18 protein-coding genes and 1 tRNA gene are annotated in these 18,141 nt (G+C 69.6%); 9 read left to right on the top strand and 10 right to left on the bottom strand.

Going from position 1 to position 18,141, the window contains the following annotated elements:
* The first annotated feature begins 19 nt into the window (after window positions 1-19).
* The 3 genes from NKG96_RS06200 to NKG96_RS06210 are packed head-to-tail and all read left to right on the top strand — an operon-like array spanning window position 20 to window position 1,436.
* Window positions 20-781, top strand: coding sequence for a cytochrome b family protein (locus NKG96_RS06200; RefSeq protein WP_254537623.1), 762 nt, complete (start codon window positions 20-22; stop codon window positions 779-781).
* A 48-nt stretch (window positions 782-829) separates the two neighbouring features.
* Window positions 830-1,168 (top strand): DUF7315 family membrane protein, encoded by a 339-nt coding sequence (locus NKG96_RS06205; RefSeq protein WP_254537625.1) that lies wholly within the window; start codon window positions 830-832, stop codon window positions 1,166-1,168.
* Window positions 1,169-1,178: 10 nt separating this feature from the next.
* Window positions 1,179-1,436: a DUF7314 family protein gene (locus tag NKG96_RS06210; RefSeq protein WP_254537626.1), complete on the top strand. Its 258-nt coding sequence runs from the start codon at window positions 1,179-1,181 to the stop codon at window positions 1,434-1,436.
* Between the two features lie 377 nt (window positions 1,437-1,813).
* On the opposite strand, the gene NKG96_RS06215 is transcribed toward NKG96_RS06210, so the two are convergent.
* From NKG96_RS06215 to NKG96_RS06225, 3 genes are all read right to left on the bottom strand, one after another.
* Complete coding sequence (locus NKG96_RS06215; RefSeq protein ID WP_368409287.1) at window positions 1,814-2,260, bottom strand: DUF7313 family protein; 447 nt, start codon at window positions 2,258-2,260, stop codon at window positions 1,814-1,816.
* 72 nt (window positions 2,261-2,332) lie between these two features.
* A complete protein-coding gene (locus NKG96_RS06220; RefSeq protein ID WP_254537628.1) occupies window positions 2,333-3,079 on the bottom strand; it encodes a diacylglycerol kinase catalytic domain-containing protein in 747 nt (248 codons plus the stop codon).
* Window positions 3,080-3,110: 31 nt separating this feature from the next.
* A complete protein-coding gene (locus tag NKG96_RS06225) occupies window positions 3,111-4,436 on the bottom strand; it encodes a M28 family peptidase (RefSeq protein WP_254537629.1) in 1,326 nt (441 codons plus the stop codon).
* Between the two features lie 351 nt (window positions 4,437-4,787).
* Here NKG96_RS06225 and NKG96_RS06230 point away from each other — a divergent pair, with 351 nt between their 5' ends.
* The 3 genes from NKG96_RS06230 to NKG96_RS06240 all read left to right on the top strand — a co-directional run bounded on the left by NKG96_RS06230 (window position 4,788) and on the right by NKG96_RS06240 (window position 7,260).
* A complete protein-coding gene (locus NKG96_RS06230; RefSeq protein ID WP_254537630.1) occupies window positions 4,788-5,852 on the top strand; it encodes a polyprenyl synthetase family protein in 1,065 nt (354 codons plus the stop codon).
* 47 nt (window positions 5,853-5,899) lie between these two features.
* Window positions 5,900-6,985 carry a M42 family metallopeptidase gene (locus tag NKG96_RS06235; RefSeq protein ID WP_254537631.1) on the top strand — a complete coding sequence of 362 codons (1,086 nt, stop codon included), beginning with the start codon at window positions 5,900-5,902 and terminating at the stop codon, window positions 6,983-6,985.
* 95 nt (window positions 6,986-7,080) lie between these two features.
* A complete protein-coding gene (locus NKG96_RS06240; RefSeq protein WP_254537632.1) occupies window positions 7,081-7,260 on the top strand; it encodes a hypothetical protein in 180 nt (59 codons plus the stop codon).
* Between the two features lie 58 nt (window positions 7,261-7,318).
* Here NKG96_RS06240 and NKG96_RS06245 read toward each other — a convergent pair whose 3' ends face one another.
* Window positions 7,319-9,670: a DUF2298 domain-containing protein gene (locus NKG96_RS06245; protein ID WP_254537634.1), complete on the bottom strand. Its 2,352-nt coding sequence runs from the start codon at window positions 9,668-9,670 to the stop codon at window positions 7,319-7,321.
* A gap of 103 nt (window positions 9,671-9,773) precedes the next feature.
* On the opposite strand from NKG96_RS06245, the gene NKG96_RS06250 reads away from it, so the two are divergent.
* From NKG96_RS06250 to NKG96_RS06260, 3 genes are all read left to right on the top strand, one after another.
* Complete coding sequence (locus NKG96_RS06250) at window positions 9,774-10,544, top strand: glycosyltransferase (RefSeq protein WP_254537636.1); 771 nt, start codon at window positions 9,774-9,776, stop codon at window positions 10,542-10,544.
* Window positions 10,541-10,999, top strand: coding sequence for a GtrA family protein (locus NKG96_RS06255; RefSeq protein WP_254537637.1), 459 nt, complete (start codon window positions 10,541-10,543; stop codon window positions 10,997-10,999). Before NKG96_RS06250 ends, NKG96_RS06255 begins: the two co-directional genes overlap by 4 nt.
* 80 nt (window positions 11,000-11,079) lie before the next feature.
* A tRNA-Met gene (locus tag NKG96_RS06260) sits at window positions 11,080-11,154 on the top strand.
* Window positions 11,155-11,503: 349 nt separating this feature from the next.
* On the opposite strand, the gene NKG96_RS06265 is transcribed toward NKG96_RS06260, so the two are convergent.
* The 6 genes from NKG96_RS06265 to NKG96_RS06290 form a co-directional block, all read right to left on the bottom strand.
* A complete protein-coding gene (locus NKG96_RS06265) occupies window positions 11,504-14,212 on the bottom strand; it encodes a DUF2298 domain-containing protein (RefSeq protein WP_254537638.1) in 2,709 nt (902 codons plus the stop codon).
* A gap of 84 nt (window positions 14,213-14,296) precedes the next feature.
* On the bottom strand, window positions 14,297-14,998 hold the full coding sequence (locus NKG96_RS06270) for a type 1 glutamine amidotransferase domain-containing protein (RefSeq protein ID WP_254537640.1): 702 nt from the start codon (window positions 14,996-14,998) through the stop codon (window positions 14,297-14,299).
* Between the two features lie 95 nt (window positions 14,999-15,093).
* On the bottom strand, window positions 15,094-15,657 hold the full coding sequence (hpt, locus tag NKG96_RS06275) for a hypoxanthine/guanine phosphoribosyltransferase (RefSeq protein ID WP_254537641.1): 564 nt from the start codon (window positions 15,655-15,657) through the stop codon (window positions 15,094-15,096).
* Window positions 15,658-15,736: 79 nt separating this feature from the next.
* Window positions 15,737-16,129 (bottom strand): type IV pilin domain-containing protein, encoded by a 393-nt coding sequence (locus NKG96_RS06280; protein WP_254537642.1) that lies wholly within the window; start codon window positions 16,127-16,129, stop codon window positions 15,737-15,739.
* Between the two features lie 100 nt (window positions 16,130-16,229).
* On the bottom strand, window positions 16,230-16,706 hold the full coding sequence (locus NKG96_RS06285) for a hypothetical protein (RefSeq protein ID WP_254537643.1): 477 nt from the start codon (window positions 16,704-16,706) through the stop codon (window positions 16,230-16,232).
* Between the two features lie 305 nt (window positions 16,707-17,011).
* Window positions 17,012-17,239 carry a hypothetical protein gene (locus tag NKG96_RS06290; protein WP_254537644.1) on the bottom strand — a complete coding sequence of 76 codons (228 nt, stop codon included), beginning with the start codon at window positions 17,237-17,239 and terminating at the stop codon, window positions 17,012-17,014.
* Between the last annotated feature and the right edge of the window lie 902 nt (window positions 17,240-18,141).

The following is an 18,141-nucleotide window of genomic DNA, read 5'->3' on the forward strand; positions in this document are numbered from 1 at the left end:
CCGCTAGCTGAACTAAGACATGGCACCGAGCGACGACGAGGGTGAGGTCCGCGCCGACGGGACGGGTATCGTCGCGCCGGACGACGAGACCCCGACCTGGAGCGAGCGGAAGTCCCGCTCGCAGGGCCTCTCTCGACTCACCTACGAGTACTTCGAACGCGCCCGTCGGGAGGACCAGGACCTCCGCACGGAGTCGAGCTACGTCGAACGCGACGTGCTCGGGTTCCCGACGTGGCCCCACGAGATGATTCGCAACCTCGCGATTACCAGCTTCTTCGTCGGGATGATCATCTTCCTGGCGGCGACGCTCCCGCCGCACATCGGCCCGCCGGCGAACCCGAGTCAGACGCCGGCGGTCATCCTGCCGGACTGGTATCTGTACTGGTCGTTCGGCCTGCTAAAGCTGGGGCCGCTGAACCCCGACCTCACCATCCTCGGCGGGCAGAAGCTGATGGCCGACCGGACGTACGGCGTGCTGGCGAACCTGGTCGTCGTCGGGTTCATCGCCATCGTGCCGTTCCTCAACAAGGGGAGCGCCCGTCGACCCGTCGAGCAGCCGTTCTGGGCGGCGGTCGGCGTCTTCGGCGTCGTGTTCTCCATCACCGTCGCGATGCTGTCGGTGAAGAACCTCCTGCCGATGGACCCGAACCTGCTGTTCGACCTGACGTTCCTCCTGCCGTTCGTGGCGGGGTTCATCGCCTACGGGGCGCTGAAGACGATGCGCGAGGGCTACATGTTCGAACTCAACCGCCGGTACTACCGCCTCCGTCCCCCGAAGTAGTCGGGCGGAAGTGACGGAGTGAAGTAGCCGGAACCCTTCTTTCGAAGTATGGCAGACGCCGACGAGCCACGGCGCGGCGCAGACGGTGACGTGGTCGTCCCGATGGAGCTGTACAAGGTCGTCACCGTCTTCTCGACGCTCATCGCCGTCTTCTGCGTCGTCTTCGGGTTCATCCTGCTCGACGCCGCCACGCTCGACGCGAGTCTCCTCCGGCGGGCGTTCACCGACCTGCTTGCCGCGGTGGGCCTGCGCGCTGACGAGGGGGCCCTGGAGATAGCGTTCGCGCTGGCCGGCATCCTCCTCATCGGTGCCGGTGCTGGCACCTACGTCCTCGGGACGCGGTTCCGCACCGAGGGAATGGGAAACCATAAAGACGACGCTGACTAACGATTCGGCAATGGCTGACGAATTCATGAAGGGGCTCGCCATCCTCATCGTCTGCGGGCTGGGATGGATGGTCCTCGCGGGTTGGTACAACACGCCGGGGTTCGAGGCGGCCCAGTTGACGGGCGCGACCTCCGGTGCCGGAACGCTCTACGACCAGGTCGCCTACGTCCTCCGGGACGGGTTCTTCTGGGCGGCCGTCCTCGGACCGGTGACGTTCTGGCTGGTCCTCCCGGCGATCAGCGAGTACCGCGGCCGCAACGCCAACTGACTCACTTCTCCGCCCCGCCGACCCGACTCGGCGGCACCGCCGTCACGCCCCTTCCGGAGTGACTTCGCCACCCGCGCCTCGCCCGGACGGCTCCGCCCGCGTACGGCGAGTGCGCCGACGCGCCCCCACCGACTTCCCGGGAACGGCGCGTCTCGCGCGCTCCGGTCGGCGCGGGCGGACCACTCGTCCCGGGAGAGCCGACGCACTCGGCGCGCTCGCACAGTCGAACCAGACGAACGGCGCCGGGTCGAACGGGAATCGGCGCGTCCTGCTCTCGGTCGGGGAGCGACGAGAAGCGGTCTGCAGCGGCCCGTAGCGGTTCGTAGCACTCCGGTAGCGGTCCGTCGCAGGCTGGCAGAACGAAGCGGGCGTCCGCCTCAGACGATCGAGGACCAGACGCCCTTGACGAGGAAGAACAGCGCCGTGTAGGCGGCGTACGCGAGGACGAGCATCGAGGCGGCGATGGCTCCCTTGGGGCGCTCGATGGGGATGCCCTGTCTGGCCTCGACGAGGCGCGACTCGAACTCGAAGAGGTCGGTGATGACCATCCCGACGACGAGCATGGAGAGGACCATCCCGGCCTGGTACTGGACGGTCACGAGGTAGAACGACGCGACGACGAGGAGGATGTTCGTCGCGACGCGCGCTGCGCTCCGCGAGATGGCCTCCGTGCCGCCCTCGTCGGCCGCTTTGACGATCGAACGGTACTCGGCGGCCCGGGCGCCGATGTTCGCCACCACGAGCACGAGCACGACGTACTCGATGTACGGGGCGAGGAGCGCATCGACGGGGCCGAATAGCGAGGCGAACGGCTCCAGTTGCATACGTTATCCGCAGTCGCGCACCCATTAGAGGTTTTCCAATCCGGCGGGGGCGCTCGGGCCCGCCGGCGCGGGTCACTCCGGTCCCGTCGGGACCGACCTCGGGTCGACCAGCGGGAGGTCACCGGCGCGCCCCAGTCGGACGGGTTCGCCGGCCGGAATCGACCCCGCGCGCCGGTCGTCGGCTAGCAGTTCCACGTCGGCCTCGTCGCGTTCGACGCACAGCGAGAGGGGGAGAGGGAGAACCCAGCGGTCGGTGTCGATGGCGAACGGGGCGACGGGGACGACGGCGGCCACGCCGGCGGTGGGCGCGAGCGAGGGGCCGCCGGCGGCCGCCGCGTAGCCGTGACTGCCGAGGGGCGTGGCGACGACACAGCCGTCCGCCCGGAAGCGCGCCACCTCGCGGCCCCGGTGGTGGACGGAGTACTCGGAGATGCGCGCCGGTTCGGCGGTGACGAGCATCGCGTCGGTCAGGACGTGCTCGCGCCCGCCGGGGTACTCCACCGCGACGACCGACTGGTCGACGGTCTCCAGCGTGCCGCGGGCGAGGTGCGAGAGCGCCGCGGCGGCCCGCTCCCGGGAGAACGAGAGGGGACCGCAGACGTCGACGGCGAGCGTCGGGCGCGCGCCGTCGGGGACGAGCGAGAGCAGGGCCGACTCGCCGACGGCGACCACCGCCTCGGCGTCCGCCGGGTCGTCCACCACGTCGCCGGCGTCGGCGGCGGCGGCCGCGATGATCGGGTCGTCGCCGACGATCGCCAGTCGGGTCGACCCGCGTCGTCCCGCCCCGGCGGCCCGCGGCCCCGCTCCCTCGTCGCTCATGCCCGTCCGGTCGGGTGCCTCGGGCAAAAGCCTACGGTAAGTCGCCCGTGATGCGCATCCCCTCGGCCTGGTTCTCGCGTTCGAGGTGAGCCACGATGTCCTCGCGGGACTGGCGGGCGAGGGTCGTCTCCTCGCGCGCGAGGCGGACGACGAGGTCCGTCAGGAGGACCGCCTGTTCGCGGAGGTTCCGCGGTTCGAGTTTGTCCAGCGTGTCGGCACGGGTGTGGCCCCACCCTCGCCCGCGTTCGCCCGTCTCACTCATGAAGTGGACGCCGGGGACGCCGCCCTCGAGGACGAACGGCCAGTGGTCGCTGTGGGGTCCCTGCCCGGGGTTGGTCTCGATGGGGTGGTCGAAGCGGTCGGCCGTGGAGGCGATGGCCGCGTCGAGGTCCTCGAAGCCGTGGGTGAACCCGTTCAGGGTGCGTCCCCGGACGACGCCGTCGTTGTTGACGACGGCCTTCACCGAGTCGAGGTCGACGCGGTCGGCCTCGTGTTCCGCCCCGCAGAGGCCGACCTCCTCGCTCCCGAAGGCGACGAAGCGCACGCGCGTCTCCAGGTCGTCCTCGCGCATCGCCAGCGCGTTCGCGAGTTCGACGACCATCGCCGTCCCCGCGCCGTTGTCCATCGCGCCCTCCGCGATGTCGTGGGCGTCGACGTGGCTCGTGACGAGGAGTTCCTCGTCGGTGTCCGGCCCGAGGACCGCGTGGACGTTCTGGCTCGTCGTCTCCTCGTACTCGCAGTCGACGTCGACCGTCACCTGTTCGCCCTCGAAGCGGCGGGCGAGGCGCGCGCCGAGTTCGCTGGAGACGCCCACCGCGGGCACCTCGCCGATGGGGGCGTCGGCGGTTCCGACGCTCCCGGTCGGGGCGAGACAGCCCTCGACGTGGTTGCGGAAGACGAACGCCGCGGCTCCCGCCTGTACCGCCCGGTAGTACTTCTCGCGGCGGTGGATGAACCGGTCGTGGTAGTCAGGGACCGTCGAGGAGCACATCACGACCGCCCCGGAGAGGTCGCGGTCGAAGTCCTCGGGGAGGCCGTAGCCGAGGTCGACGAGTTCGCCCGTCACCTCACCCGCGGGCGACCGGGGGAGCGCGATGCAGTCCCACGTGTACTCGTCGGCCACGGTTTCCTCGCCCGCCCGAACCGCGCTCGACCCCCGCGTCCACCCCTGGACGGGGAACTCGTCGAGGTGCGCGTCGCGCGCGCCGGCCTCGCCGAGGGCGTCCCGGGTCGCCTCGGCGGCGGCGCGTTCGCCCGCACTCCCGGCCATGCGGTTTCCGATGTCGACGAGGGTCTCGAGGTGCTCCCAGCCCGCGCGACTGGTGAACGTGACGCCGATCCAGTTGCTGTCGCTCATGGCGACGCTGTGGCCGGGGCGCGCCTAAGCGTTGTGTCACGTGGGCTATTCACGTGTCCGTATATTTTTCACGGCGTGCGCGCATCTGCGACCAACCGTGGCAGGAACAGGGCGGTACCTCCGGCTCGAGGCGGTCGACGGCCCGACGGGGCTGACGGTCGCGGACGAACGATTCGACGTCGTGAGAGTCGCTTGCTGCGGACATTACATTCTATACTCGCCCCCATAGTATACTAATTCTAATTTATTCCATATTTAATTCAAATAAAAAATAATACGTTATTGACTCGGTTCACGTGACGGCGGGCGAATGGCGAGGTTTTTGCCTCTCGCCCTATCAGCACGCACATCATGCGGGACGTACTCGCCGAGTGGCGGCCGGTCATCGACGGGGAGATTGAGCGACTACTCCCGCGAGCGGTCGACGAGGAGTACCTGACGGAGTTCTTCGGGTCGCCGTCGTACGAGTACGACCCCGACGCCATCCAGCAGGCGCTCTCGGCGCCCATCTGGAACCTGCTCGACCGAGGGGGCAAACGCTGGCGCGCGGTCCTCTTCTTGCTCGTCGTCGAGGCGCTCGGGGAGGACCCGGAGGCGTACCTCCCCTACGCGTGCATCCCCGAGATACTCCACAACGGCACCATCATCGTCGACGACGTGGAGGACGGTGCGTCCATGCGCCGGGGCGAACGGGCGCTCCACCACGTCCACGGCACGGACGTGGCGCTCAACGCCGGGAACGCGATGTACTTCCTCCCGCTGAAGGTCATCACGCGCAACCCGGGCGACCTCGACGCGGAGACGCGACTCGCGGCCTACGAGATGCTGATGCACGAACTCAACCGCACGCACCTCGGCCAGGGGATGGACATCTGCTGGCACAACCGCGAGACCATCGACATCTCCGAACTGGAGTACCTCGAGATGTGCGCGTGCAAGACCGGATGTCTCGGGCGCATCGTCGCCCGCCTCGCCGCCATCGTCACCGAACAGGACCGGGAGACGGAACTCGCGCTCGCGCGCTACGCCGAGCAGATGAGCGTCGCCTTCCAGATCGGCGACGACATCCTCGACGTGGAGACGGCACTCGAAGCCGGCGGCGACTTCGGGAAGGGCATCGGCAACGACATCCGCGAGGGCAAGAAGACGCTGATGGTCATCCACGCCGCGGCGAACGCGCCCGCCGAACGGGTCGCGCGACTGGAGGAACTGCTCTGGGCCGACGACACCAGCGAGGAGGAGGTCCGCGAGGTCGTCGACATCCTCGACGAGACGGGGAGCGTCGAGTACGCCCGCGAACAGGCCGAACGGCTGAGCCAGCGCGCGCGCGACGAACTCGACGGGCTGGACCTCGCGCCCGGCCCCGCCGAACAGCTCTCCTCGTTCACCCGCTTCGTCATCGACCGCGAGGTCTGAGGCGCGGTTGCAGACGTTTCTTGTAGGGTCCGACCGGACGGTCCCGCATGACTCCCGCAGCCGACGAGGGGGAGGCCGCCCCCGACTTCGGGTTCGACTTCGACCTGCTCCGCGAACTGACCGAGACCAGCGGCGTCCCCGGCTACGAGGACCGCATCCGCGACATCGTCCGGCGCGAACTCGACGCGGCGACCGACGAGGTACGCTCCGACGCGATGGGCAACGTGGTCGGCACCATCGAAGGCGAGAGCGACTACGAACTCGTCGTCACCGCCCACATGGACGAGATCGGGTTCATGGTCCGGCACGTCACCGACGAGGGGTTCCTGCAGGTGGACGCCCTCGGCGGGTGGGACCCGCGCGTGCTGGCCGCCCAGCGAGTCACCGTCCACACGGAGGCCGGCGACCTGCTCGGTCTCATCGGGTCGCCGCCCCCGCACACGCAGGACGAAGACGAGAAAGCCAGACAGCGCACCGTCGAGGACGTGTACGTCGACATGGGGATGGACGGCGAGGCCATCGAGGAACGCGTCTCGGTCGGCGACCTCGTGACGATGCGCCAGACGACCACGACGGTCGGCGACCACGTCACCGGGAAGGCCCTCGACGACCGCGTCTGCCTGTTCGCCATGCTCGAGGCGGCGCGCCGACTGGAGGACCCCGCCGTGACCGTCCACTTCGCCGCCACCGTCCAAGAGGAGGTCGGTCTCCGGGGGGCGCAGGCGCTCGGCGTCGACCTCGACCCCGACCTCGCCGTCGCCCTCGACGTGACCGTCGCCAACGACGTGCCGGGCTTCGAGAAGGGCGACCGGGTGACCCGCCTCGGGAAGGGGGCCGCCGTCAAACTCAAGGACAGTTCCGTCATCACGAACCCGAAGGTGAACCGACGGCTCCGCGCCCTCGCAGAGGCCCGCGACATCCCCCACCAGTTGGAGGTGCTCCCTCGCGGCGGCACCGACACGGCCGGGTTCCAGAAGGCGGGCGGGGCGAAACCCGTCGGGGCCATCTCCATCCCGACGCGGTACCTCCACACCGTCACCGAGAGCGCCCACCACGCCGACGTGACGGCGGCCATCGACCTCCTCTCGGCGTTCATGGAGACAGAGACGGGCGCCCACGACTACACGCTCTGAGTCGAGGCGACACGCGCCCCATCGCGAACGTTTATTTCCCTTCGGAAACTACTGAATCAGAAGGCCCGCGGCCGGTTCTCTAGGTTTACCAACCAATGTGCAACTCCTCCATCGACTCCGAACAGGACTTCGCCGAGGCACTCCGCTCGCTCGTCCGGGAGGCGGACCGAAACGGCGTCGCCATCGAAGGCGGGTGGGTGGTGACGGGGCCGGACGACGCCCCCGGGTGGGACGTGGAAGTCGTCGAACTCGCGTCCGGCGACGACGAGGCGTGACCGAGAGGGCGACCACACTCCATTCCAGTCGTGACGCTCGCCGGCCCCTCGCGCCCGCTCACCCGGCGGACCCATTCGCAGCCGCCCCGCCCGTCTCCAGTGCGGACTGGTCCACCCGGTAGATAGTGACGCCGTCGAAGCGCTTCGCGACGGTGACGCCCGGCACGCGGTCGAAGGACACCTCGCCGTAGGCGGCGCGTTCGCGCGGCCCGACGTAGACGTAGTCCACGTCGTAGGCGGCGAGGTACTTCGCGGTGCGGCGCGGCGAGTCGCCGAATATCCAGTCGGCGTCCCTCGCGCGCTCCGTGTACGCCTCGCGCCCGCGGTAGCCGATCTCGTGGGCCCACCCGACGACGCTCTGGTGGCCGGTGAGCGTCGTCGGCGCGTTAGCCCACGTGTAGGGCTGCCTGCCGGGAGCCTCGGCGACGACGACCCGACCGGGTCGTTCGTCCAGCCACCGGATGGCGGCGGCCTCCTCCGTGCGGTAGGTGTCGACGAAGGCGAGGGCGTCGAGCGTCGGGTCGTCGGTCCGCGGGTACAGTTCCTGCGCGTCGGCGTCGTAGTGGCCCTCGGCGGTGAAGTGGTCGGCGGCCGCGAGCGCACCGTAGGCGGACGTCGAGACGACGAGCAGGACCACGCCGACCTGCACGAGGCCCACGTCGCCGAACGCCGCGCGGTCCGCGCTCCGGAAGGGGGTGAGGGTGGGGGCGGGCCGCCCGCGCGCGAGCATGGTTCCGAGGGCCGCGCCCGCGGCGGGCGCCCAGAGCGCCCACACCTGCGCGTAGGTCTTGAAGACGGTGTTCATCCGCCCCGGCCCAGCCTCCTCGCGGATGTAGACGAGTTCGACCAGCAGGACGAGGCCCGTCGCGGCGAGCATCAGGACGGCGGCGAACCCCGGTCCGTCGGCGTCGGTGGCGGCCTCGCGCGGGGCGAGACGGAGCAGCGCCCACGCCCCGAGGGCGACGGGACCGGCGACGAGGAACGCGGCGAACCCGAGGAGCCACGCGAACGACCCGACGAACAGCATGCCGGCCACGCCGAGGCCGAGCGTCCGGGCGTCCACGGCGCGTCGACCCCACCCGAGCAGATACGGCAGGGTGACGAGCAGGAAGGTGCCGTGGACGACGAGCAGTCCCACGAGCGGGCTGTGGTCCTCGACGAGGGCGACGGCCCGACCGCTCGCCGTCCCCAGCCAGAAGGGAAGCGAGAGGAGGACGCCGCCGACGGCGAGGAGGGCGACGACGCCGAGTGCGCCGCCGGTCCACCGGAGTTCGCGGGCGAGCCACGAGTCGGGCCGGCGGGTCTCGTCGCCCCCGAGGCCGACCAGCGAGAGGGGGTCCGCGGGCGCGAAGGCGACTGCCAGCCACGCCACGCCGAAGACGGTGGGGAACGACCACGTGTTGACGACGGCGACGAGCGCCGAGAGGGGGGCGAGGGACCCGAGCAGGAGCCACCGGCGGCCCACCTCTGCCTCGGGGGTGCGGTAGTAGCTGTACGCGAGGGTGGCCGCCAGCAGGAGGAACGGCGTGCTCATCATGTGGGCGTGCAGGTCGCCGTTGAGGTAGGCGAACAGCGGGAACTCGTTGATGGTCCCCGGGATGACGCGACTCGCGCCCCAGTAGGTGAACTCGCCGACGGGGTCGTAGCCGGCGGCCGTGAAGCCCTCGATGCCACCCACTCCAGCGGCCCAGTTCACCAGACCGTCGGGGAGGACGCCGCCGAGCAGTCTGAGGGGCGTCCAGAGGTTCGAGGCGAGGCCGACGAAGAACGCGCCGAGGGCGCCCGCCGTCGTCCGGTTCGCCCCCATGTGCGCGCCGACGCTCCCCGCGAGGCCGTAGGCCGCGGTGACGAACATGCCGAAGAAGCCCGCCAGCGCGAGGTTGTACGCGAAGCGCGCCTCGGTGAACGTGAGGCGCGCGAGCAGTGCCGCGAGCAGGTGGCCGCCGTAGTAGTACTGCACCGCCTCCCCGGCGAACCAGAAGTCCCCCGGGGGGACGCTCTCGGCCCGGAGGAGGCTCTTGAGGAGGCCGAAGTCGAGGAACTTCTCGCCCATCGTGGCGTGGACCGAGGGGTCGACGGCCCGGACCGCGACCATCGCGAGGAAGGCGAGCGTGAAGACGACGGCCGTCTCCGCCACGGCCTCCCACTCCACCCCCACCAGCGCGCCGCGACGGACCGCGAGGGCGAGCAGGGAGACGAGGACGACGTTGCCCGCGAGGAGCGCGGGCCACCCGAAGGAGACGTGGCCGACGGCCCACGCGACGAACCCGACGATGGCGAGTGCGGCGGGGAGGGCTACGCCCGCACCCCGGTCCGCGAGGCGGGGACAGAGGGCCGCGAGGAGGGGGACGCCGGCGACGAGAAGCGAGAGGTACGTCGCCAGCCACAGCGCGACGAGACCGTATTCCATATCGCACGACGGGTTCGCCTGTGTATATCCCTTGTGACAGCGCGTGGGCGGTGCTCGGCGAAGCCGAACCGCTTTTGCCTCGCACGCGCGTTCGACTCGGGTAATGCCGACCGTCGGTCTCGTCATCCCCGCGTTCAGCCCGGACCCCCGAGCGCTGTCCACCTACGTCCGGGCGCTCGACGAGTACCTCGCCCCCGAGACCATCCGTATCGAACTGGACGACCCGACCCCCGAACTGGTCGGGCGACTCGCCGACCTCCCGGCGACGGTCAACGCCTTCCCCTACCGTCGGGGGAAGGGGGCGGCCATCACCGATGGGTTCGAGGCGCTCGACACCGACATCCTCGCGTTCGCCGACGCGGACGGGAGCACGCCCGCGAGGAGTATCGTCGACGTGGTCACCCCCCTCCTCACGGGCGAGGTGGACGTCTGCGTCGGGTCGCGTCGCCACCCGGAGGCGGTCGTCCAGAGCCACCAGACGCACGCGCGCAGGCGGATGGGCGACGCGTTCGCGTGGCTCGCCCGCCGGGCGCTGGAAGCGGACCTCTACGACTACCAGTGCGGGGCGAAGGCGCTCACCCGCGACGCCTGGGTGACGGTCAGACAGCACCTCTACGAACCCGGATTCGCGTGGGACATCGAGTTCGTCGCCATCGCGGCCGCCTTCGAGTACCGCATCCGCGAGGTCCCGGTAACGTGGTGTGACAGCCCCAACTCGACTGTCTCGCCCGTCAGAACCGCCGTCTCGATGGGACGGAGCCTCCTCACCGCCCGCCACCGCGCGAAGCGCCTGCAGGACCACGGCCTCCACCGCGCGTTGCCCGCCGACGACACGACGGCGCTGGTCGACCGGCAGGGTGGGACCGACAGATGAGTGTCGGGTCGCGCGCCCGTGCACTCCTCTCCGGCGTCCGCTTCGGCCAGTTCGTCTCCGTCGGCGCCGTCGGCGCGGTGTTCGACCTCTCCGTCTCGACGGCGCTCATCGTCCTCGCCGGGTTCGCCCCGGAGCTGGCGAAGCTCGTCGGCGCGGAGGTGGCCATCGTCGTCATGTTCTTCATCAACGACAACTGGACGTTCGCCGACGAGGGTGCCGGCGGTGTCCTCCCCACCCTCCGCCGACTGCTGACGTCGAACCTCGTCCGCAGTGGCGGCGTCCTCGTCCAGGTGCTCGTCGTCCGCTCGCTGACGTCCCTCCCGCTCTCCGCCGAGGTGCTGGGCGTGGAACTGTGGAATCTCATCCCCCTCCCCATCGCCATCGTCGCCTCGATGTTCGTCAACTACGTCTTCGAGAGCCTGTTCACGTGGCGGGTGGCTGTCGACCCGGAATAGCCCGACGGCGCCACGGTACAACGTGACGCGGGGACGGACGAACCACAACCCTTACCTATGCGACTCGGGTACGAAGAGGTAGCGGGATGGGATAGCCAGGAGATTCCGCCGGGCTCATAACCCGGAGATCGGTAGTTCAAATCTACCTCCCGCTATGATTTTGCCGAACTTGACCGTCGAGCGAGGCGTCTCGGCGCCGACCGGCGTGTTCGGCACTCATAGCACAAGTAGATTGGAACGAGACTGCGAGCGGAGCGAGCAGGCGTCGTTCAAATCTACCACCCGCTACTCACGCGCCGTCTTCGGGTCCGCGATACCTTCTTACTTCGAACGGGTCACGCTCCAGTAACGAGGGTGACCGAACAGCGGGCGCTCGTAAAGACGCTGGCCGATGGCAGTGATGGCGTGTTAGCGTAACCCGCGGGACGTCCGAGATTCGGCTCGGACAGTTCACCTCCCGCTATTTTCACCCGCGAACCGTCGACAGCCACTGCACAGCACTGCTCACCCCTCGCTCGCGTTCAGCGCCGTCCGGTTCACCTCGTAGATGGTCACACCCTCGTTCTCGAAGGCCGTCGAGATGCCGCTGTGGCCCTCGAACTCCCTGAGGTCGCGCCCGAAGCACTCGCGTTCCTTCGGGCCGACGTAGACGTACTCCACGTCGTACTCGCGGAAGGTCTCCGTCGCGTCGGCCCACGAGCCGATGTAGACCGCGACGACGGCGTCCACGCGCTCGAAGTACGCCTCGTCGCCCCGGTAGCCGCGTTCGTGCTCCCACCCGGCGAGCGTGGGGACGCCGCTGAACGTCGAGGGGGCGTTCACCCACTGATAGATGCCGGTACAGCCGTACTCGGGGCTGCGGACCCCCGGCATCGTCATCATGTTGGGCGTGCCCTCGCGGGCGTTCAGCCACTCGATGGCCTCGGCCTCCCGGGGGTGCCAGTCGCGGACGAACCGCGTCGCGTCGAGGGTGGCGCGGACGTCGTCTCCGGTCCACGTCACCTCGCCGGAGGTGTCGTTGTAGCTCACGAACGGGCCGGCGAGTTGCCAGCCGCCGCCGAGGACGCCGAAGCCGCCCGCCGAGACGAGCAGGAGGGCGATACCCGCCCGGAGCGCCCACGCGCCGGAGGCACGCGAGAGGTAGCCGTCGCCGTCCGATGCGGTGCTGGCCGTCCGGTCTCGCAGGCCCCCGAGCGCCCGGGCGAGGAACCCCCCGGTCGCCACGCCCCAGAGGAGCCACACCTGCATCGACACCTTGTAGACCGTGTTCCAGCGGATGGCGTTGGGGTCGTGGGGCCACACCTTCGCGTAGGCGAACTCGACGGCGACGACGAGACCCGCGCCCGCAACGAGGAGGACGGGTTCGTACGGGGCGAGCGCGGTCCGCCCCCCGTCGGATTCTGTCGTACCGAGTGGGTGTCGGGCGGTGGGGTCGTCCGGGGCGTCGGACGCGCCCGCCCGCGCGAGCATCCACCCGCCGCCGAGCAGTGGACCGACGAGGCCCACCACGGCGAGGTCGGTCAGGCCCGCGACGACGACGCCCGCGAGGCCGACGAGGGCGGCGACGACAGCGGCTGGCGTCCCGAGGCGACCCCTGACGCGTGCGAGGAGGACGCCGGCGAAGACCAGCAGGAACGCCCCGTAGACGAGGAAGAGGGGAACCATCGCGCTCCGGGGCGGGAGCCAGCCGATCCCCTGGCTCTCGGGGCGGTGGAAGAGGAGGAACGGCGACCCGACGAGGACGGCGAGGACGCCGAGTACCCCGGCGACGGGGACGGCCGCAAACGGCCGAGAGAGTTCGTCGAGCGTGCGGGACCCGCCGAAGCGCTCGCGGCCGGGCAGGAGCGTCACCGGGTGGGCGGGCGCGAGTGCGACCGTGAGCGCGGAGAGGCCGAGGGCGGTCGGGAGGCTCCAGAGGTTGACGAGGGCGAGGAGGCCGGCGAGGAGGCCCACGGTCGACAGGAGGAGCCAGCGCTGGCCGCGTTCGCGGGCGGGCGTCCGGAAGTAGGCGAGACAGCAGGCGGCGACCGTGAGCAGGAACGGCGTGCTCATCATGTGGGCGTGCAGGTCGCCGTTGACCCACTCCCAGAGGGGGAAGACGGTGATAGCGTCGGGAATCACGTAGCGGCCGTACCAGTAGTTGAACGTGAACGGGGTGGTCTGGCTCACGAGGACGGCGTCGAGGGGTGCGCGGATTCCGCCCAGGACGGCCTCGCCGACGGTCCGTCGAGTCTCGGGCGAGAGACCGAAGTCACGGATGGCGACGCCAAGGAGCATCCGGGCGGGCGTGGCGAGGGTGCCGGTGAACCCGACGAGGAAGGCGGCGAGGACGCCCGCCGTGCGTCGTCGCGAGGTCGTCGCGACCTCGTGGACCGCAGTCCACCCCGGAATCGGGACTCCCGCGAACCGCTCGCGCCACTCCAGCGCGCGGCGGACCCGTTCGACGCCGTTTCCCCCCTCGCCGGTCAGTTGTTCGCGGACCGTGAGGGGGACGAGGAGGACGAACGCGCCCGCCCGCACGACGAGTCCGGCGAGGAAGGCGGGGAGGGCGAGGAGCGTCCCGACGAACCCGGCGAGACCGCCGACGGCGTCGTGTTCCCGTCTGCGTGCGGACTCCCGCTGGGCGACGAGCGCTCCACCGAGGCCGTAGGCGGCACTCACGAGCGCGCCGAAGTAGCCCGCCAGCAGGAGGTTGTAGGCGTAGCTCGCGGGAGTGAACGTGAGGCGCGCGAGGGCGCTCCCGACGAGGTGGCCGCCGTAGTAGTAGCGAAGCGACTCGCCCGCGAACCAGAAGTCCTCGACGGGGAGGTGGTCGGCCCGGAGGAGGCTCCGCAGGAGGCCGAAGTCGAGGAACTTCTCCCCGCCCGCGGCGTGCGCGGCGGGGTCGAGAGCGCGCATGGCGACCATCACGGCGAAGGCGACGCCGAAGACGGCGAGCGTCTCACCCACCGCGCGGGCGTCGAACTCGTAGCCCCTGCGGGTCAGGGTGGCGGCGAGGGCGACGAGGAGGGCGACGCCGCCCCACGTCCCGGCGGCGAGCGAGAGGCGGCCGACCCAGAAGGCGACGAGGCCGAGAACGGCGAGCGCCAGCGGGAGACCGAAGGCACTCCCGAGGCGGGGAAAGCGGGGGAAGAGCCGCGCGGCCAGCGGTTGGCCGAGGAGGGAGAGGGCGGCGAACGCGAGGAACCACAGGGCGGCGAGGTGGTACTCCATTCACATCGTTCGGAACCGCACCGCGGGTAAATCTCTTGTGACCTCAGCGACGGGCGGGCATCGGGTCCCCGAGGTGTCGTCCCCTCAGGTCTGTGCCGGCGCGTCGACGCCGAGTTCCTCGAGGAGCGTCTCGGCGGCGGCCGCCGAGGATCCCGGGCCGCGAGCGGTGACGAGGTCGCCGTCGACCGTGACGCTCTCGTCGGCGTCGAGTTCGGCGTCCCAGTTGCCGCCTGCCGCCTTCACCTCGTCTTCGACCCAGTAGGGGAGTTTGCGCCCGTCGGGCATCCGGTCGTACTCGTCGACGATGTCCTCCTCCCACTCGTTGGGGAAGCCGGTCACGTCGCGGCCCTCGACGAGGCGGCCCTCCCCGTCGCCCCACGTGAATCCGAGGATACCGACGGCGTGACAGACGACGAGTGCCGTCCCGTCCTCGCCTTCGACGGCGTCGGCGAGGAGGCCCCGTGCGTGGACGTCCTGATTGATGTCCCACTCGGTGCCGTGGCCGCCGGGGAAGACGACGGCGTCGTAGTCGGCGGCGTCCTCGCCCGCGACGGGGGCGGGGTCGTTCAGTCGCTCGTCGCTCTCGATGATCTCCTTCAACTCCTCGACTCGCTCCTCCCCGTCGGCGCTCTCGGGGTCGAGCGAGCGCTCGTCGACGACGGGTTCGTCGCCGCTCGGCGTCGCGACCGTAATCTCGACGCCCGCGTCCGAGAGCGTCGTGAGCGGCTCGATGCACTCTTCGGCCCAGTACCCCTCCTCGCTGACGACGAACAGCGCTTTCGTCATACCAGTATCGAGGGGACTGACACGGAAAAGGCCCGGAGTACCTGAAAATACCGAGGCTTCCTTCCCGAGTGACCTGTCGGCTCGTCGGCCGGGGTCTACCCGTCGCCGTGTTCGTCGACGATGACGACCTCGCCGTCGACGACGTCCACGTTGATGAGCGTCTTCACGTCGTAGTCGGTCATCTCGTTCCCGCCGCCGACCTTCTTGATGACCGCGACGATGTCCGCGACGTCCGCGCCGACCTCCTCCAGGGCCTGCGTGATACCGAGCAGGGTGCCGCCCGTCGAGAGCACGTCGTCGAGCAGGAGGACGCGGTCGTCCTCCGCGACGTCGTTCATGAACATCTCGTTCTCGGAGTAGCCCGTCACCTGCGCGAGGCTGACCTCGCCTTCCAGCCCGTACTGGCGCTTGCGGATGACGACCAGCGGGATGTCGGTCATCAGCGAGACGGCGGTGGAGATGTGGATGCCCATCGCGGCGGGCGTGACGATCTTGTCGACGTTCTCCAGTTCGGCCTTGCGGATGATGCGGATGGTGATCTCGCGCAGGAGGCGCGGGTCGAGCATCGGGACCCCGTCGCTGATGGGGTGGACGAAGTACTCGTAGTCGCCCTTCTCGATGATCGGAGCCTCGCGCAGTGACTGGGCCAGCCGGTCCATGTCGCCCGTATCCAGCGGGGGACTAAAACAGGCGTGGTACGACTGAGCCGTGTGTTGCCGTGGCACGACGCACCCGACGCTAGCCGGCCCCCGTCCACACGAGGAGCAGTTCGGTCCGACCGTCGGGGCTGCGCCAGACCAGCCGGACCGTCTCGCCGGGCGAGACGGCGACACTCGCGCGGTCGCCGACCTCGACTCTCCCCTCGCCCCACGTCCCGAGGGAGGTGCCGTCGGCCCCGACGAAGTGGACTCGACCCCCGTCGAAGCCGTCGCCGTTGAGATGCGTGACCGAGAGCGTCCCGGTTCCCGCGTCGTACGACGTCCGCACGGCGACGTTCGGTCGCTCGGCGGTGTGGTCGAGGACGCCCACTGCCGGGACGGCGATGCTGGCGAACAGGAGCAGGACGATACCGACGAGGAGCACCTCGCTCACTACGCGCGAGTCACCTCTCCTGTCGGTGCGGAGTCCCATCGATCGACCGAAGGGAAGTCGGCCCCGGGGATAGCTAATCGGTGGTTCGTCAGACGCACGTCGTCGCGTCAGACGGACGAAACGGGCGATTAGGCCCGGTTCACGCGAGGTGGAGGCGGAGCGCGAGCCACCGCGCGGCCGGGAGGACGAAGTCGCCCATGGAGGCGAAGTGGTCGAACCCCGCGAGGAGGAGGAAGTCGACGCCCGTCGCGACGGCCACGCCGAGGACCACCGCGCCGACGCGAACCGACCGTCTGCCGCCCAGCACGCCGACCCGCGTCGCGAGCGTCCACGCGGCGACGAGGCTCGCGACGACGAGGCCCGCCTCCGCGAACTCGGTGTCGGCCCCGAACTGATGACGGCCGAACTCGTCACGCTCGCCCGGAACGCGGACAGCGGGGGCCGATGACGACGAACCGATGGGCGTTCCTTGGGGTCGGGGGACTGCTCGCGGCCGGGGCCGTCGGCGCGCGCCCGGGCGGACGGCGACCGACGGGCCGCCGGTCGCTCTCGACCCCGACCCCGAGGTCGTCGCGACGCTGCGCGCGATGGACGTCGACCCGGACCGGCCGATCACGGACCTCCTCCGGGAGTCCGAGGCCGGTCTGGTACGCCTCGGTGGCGGACCTGGTCCGGAGCGCCCGCGCGACGGGCGCGTACCCCGGCCGATGAGCGAGCTGGCCACACGGCCGGCGGTCGTTCTTTCGGTTCGTCCCCTCTTTTGTTCCTACTCGACGTATCGCGGGGGAGTCGCTACAAGCGGGGGCTCCAGACCGCGAGGAGGTGGGTCCGTCCGTCGGGGCCGCGCCAGACGACCCGGACCTCCTCGCCCGCCGGGACGCGAAGCGCGACCCGGTCGTCCACCTCGACTCGGTCCTCTCCCTACGTCCCGAGGGTGGCACCGTCCGCCCCGACGAAGTACACCGCCCCGCCGCCGAACGCCTCGCCGTTGATGTGCGTGACCGCCAGCGTGCCGGTCTCAGTATCGTAGGCGGTCCCGAGGGCGACCGTCGGCCGCTCGGTCGTGTGTTCCAGCGCGCCGATGGACGGGAGGGCGATGCCCGCGAAGAGGACGAGGACGGCACACGTGAGGAGGACCTCGTTCACCACGCGCGAGTCCTCCCTGCCGCCGGTTTGAATCCTCGCCGTTCTCGACTCGTCCGTATTCGGGAACGAGTATGGCTGATGGCCGGTTAGTCACCTGGTGAGGTCGCGTTACGTGCCGTCGAACGAGGGGTTAAACCGGTTAGTAAGGACGGAGCGACGACTGAGTGCTCCAGTGGCCGATCGCCATGCTTGTCGGCCATCTCGGTACCAGCTATCACGATCTGGCGGCACGGTTAATTCAGCTAATCGCCCGTGGTGATCACACCTGGGCAGAGACGGCCGAATCATCTCACAAGCGTTTTCGCTGGTCCGCAAGAACGGAGAGTTCCATGTGGCAAACCCGAACTAGGAGTTGTACCCCACTGTGGGCGCACGAACGTGGCAGCAACTGACACTACTGTTCCCTTTGTGGAGTCCATCAAGTCGTCTACACACAGTTGGCCTCGGCGACTTGCATTTCCGCTCACGACCGTTCGAGGCGGTCTCTCGATTATCTGCCGATTCGGAAGTAATCCGGCCGCCAGCTATCCCTCTACGTCTGGCGGCCGATCGACTCCTCGCATGAGTTCATAACCGGGCGCAGCCGTGTGGCTTCCTGTTTCTGCCTCGCTCACCTTGCCACCTCGCGCGGGCTATATCGCCTGTTCTAGACCTCCACGAGAGCGCCTTTCTCGGCATCTCTCGGTCGTGGGAGTGCACGCGCGCTGTCCGCTCGCTCATTGACGTCCTAGTTCACCATCTGGTCTCTGGTCCGCCACCTTCTTGCGGACGCATACACTGATCGGGAACTGCTCAAGAGTACTGCACAAATCAGCTTCTTCACATTCTACAAATGCGACGCAGCAGGTCTGTTGCTCCTGATATCCAGGGGAAGTCAGATCGCTGTCATGGCCGCGACAGTCGGT

It is taken from the genome of Halomarina litorea (assembly GCF_024227715.1).
Taxonomy (GTDB): Archaea; Halobacteriota; Halobacteria; order Halobacteriales; family Haloarculaceae; genus Halomarina; species Halomarina litorea.

Coding starts and splice junctions, on each gene's coding strand:
- NKG96_RS06200 (WP_254537623.1), top strand. CDS start 20: ATGGCACCGAGCGACGACGAGGGTGAGGTCCGCGCCGACGGGACGGGT.
- NKG96_RS06205 (WP_254537625.1), top strand. CDS start 830: ATGGCAGACGCCGACGAGCCACGGCGCGGCGCAGACGGTGACGTGGTC.
- NKG96_RS06210 (WP_254537626.1), top strand. CDS start 1,179: ATGGCTGACGAATTCATGAAGGGGCTCGCCATCCTCATCGTCTGCGGG.
- NKG96_RS06215 (WP_368409287.1), bottom strand. CDS start 2,260: ATGCAACTGGAGCCGTTCGCCTCGCTATTCGGCCCCGTCGATGCGCTC.
- NKG96_RS06220 (WP_254537628.1), bottom strand. CDS start 3,079: ATGAGCGACGAGGGAGCGGGGCCGCGGGCCGCCGGGGCGGGACGACGC.
- NKG96_RS06225 (WP_254537629.1), bottom strand. CDS start 4,436: ATGAGCGACAGCAACTGGATCGGCGTCACGTTCACCAGTCGCGCGGGC.
- NKG96_RS06230 (WP_254537630.1), top strand. CDS start 4,788: ATGCGGGACGTACTCGCCGAGTGGCGGCCGGTCATCGACGGGGAGATT.
- NKG96_RS06235 (WP_254537631.1), top strand. CDS start 5,900: ATGACTCCCGCAGCCGACGAGGGGGAGGCCGCCCCCGACTTCGGGTTC.
- NKG96_RS06240 (WP_254537632.1), top strand. CDS start 7,081: ATGTGCAACTCCTCCATCGACTCCGAACAGGACTTCGCCGAGGCACTC.
- NKG96_RS06245 (WP_254537634.1), bottom strand. CDS start 9,670: ATGGAATACGGTCTCGTCGCGCTGTGGCTGGCGACGTACCTCTCGCTT.
- NKG96_RS06250 (WP_254537636.1), top strand. CDS start 9,774: ATGCCGACCGTCGGTCTCGTCATCCCCGCGTTCAGCCCGGACCCCCGA.
- NKG96_RS06255 (WP_254537637.1), top strand. CDS start 10,541: ATGAGTGTCGGGTCGCGCGCCCGTGCACTCCTCTCCGGCGTCCGCTTC.
- NKG96_RS06265 (WP_254537638.1), bottom strand. CDS start 14,212: ATGGAGTACCACCTCGCCGCCCTGTGGTTCCTCGCGTTCGCCGCCCTC.
- NKG96_RS06270 (WP_254537640.1), bottom strand. CDS start 14,998: ATGACGAAAGCGCTGTTCGTCGTCAGCGAGGAGGGGTACTGGGCCGAA.
- hpt (WP_254537641.1), bottom strand. CDS start 15,657: ATGGACCGGCTGGCCCAGTCACTGCGCGAGGCTCCGATCATCGAGAAG.
- NKG96_RS06280 (WP_254537642.1), bottom strand. CDS start 16,129: ATGGGACTCCGCACCGACAGGAGAGGTGACTCGCGCGTAGTGAGCGAG.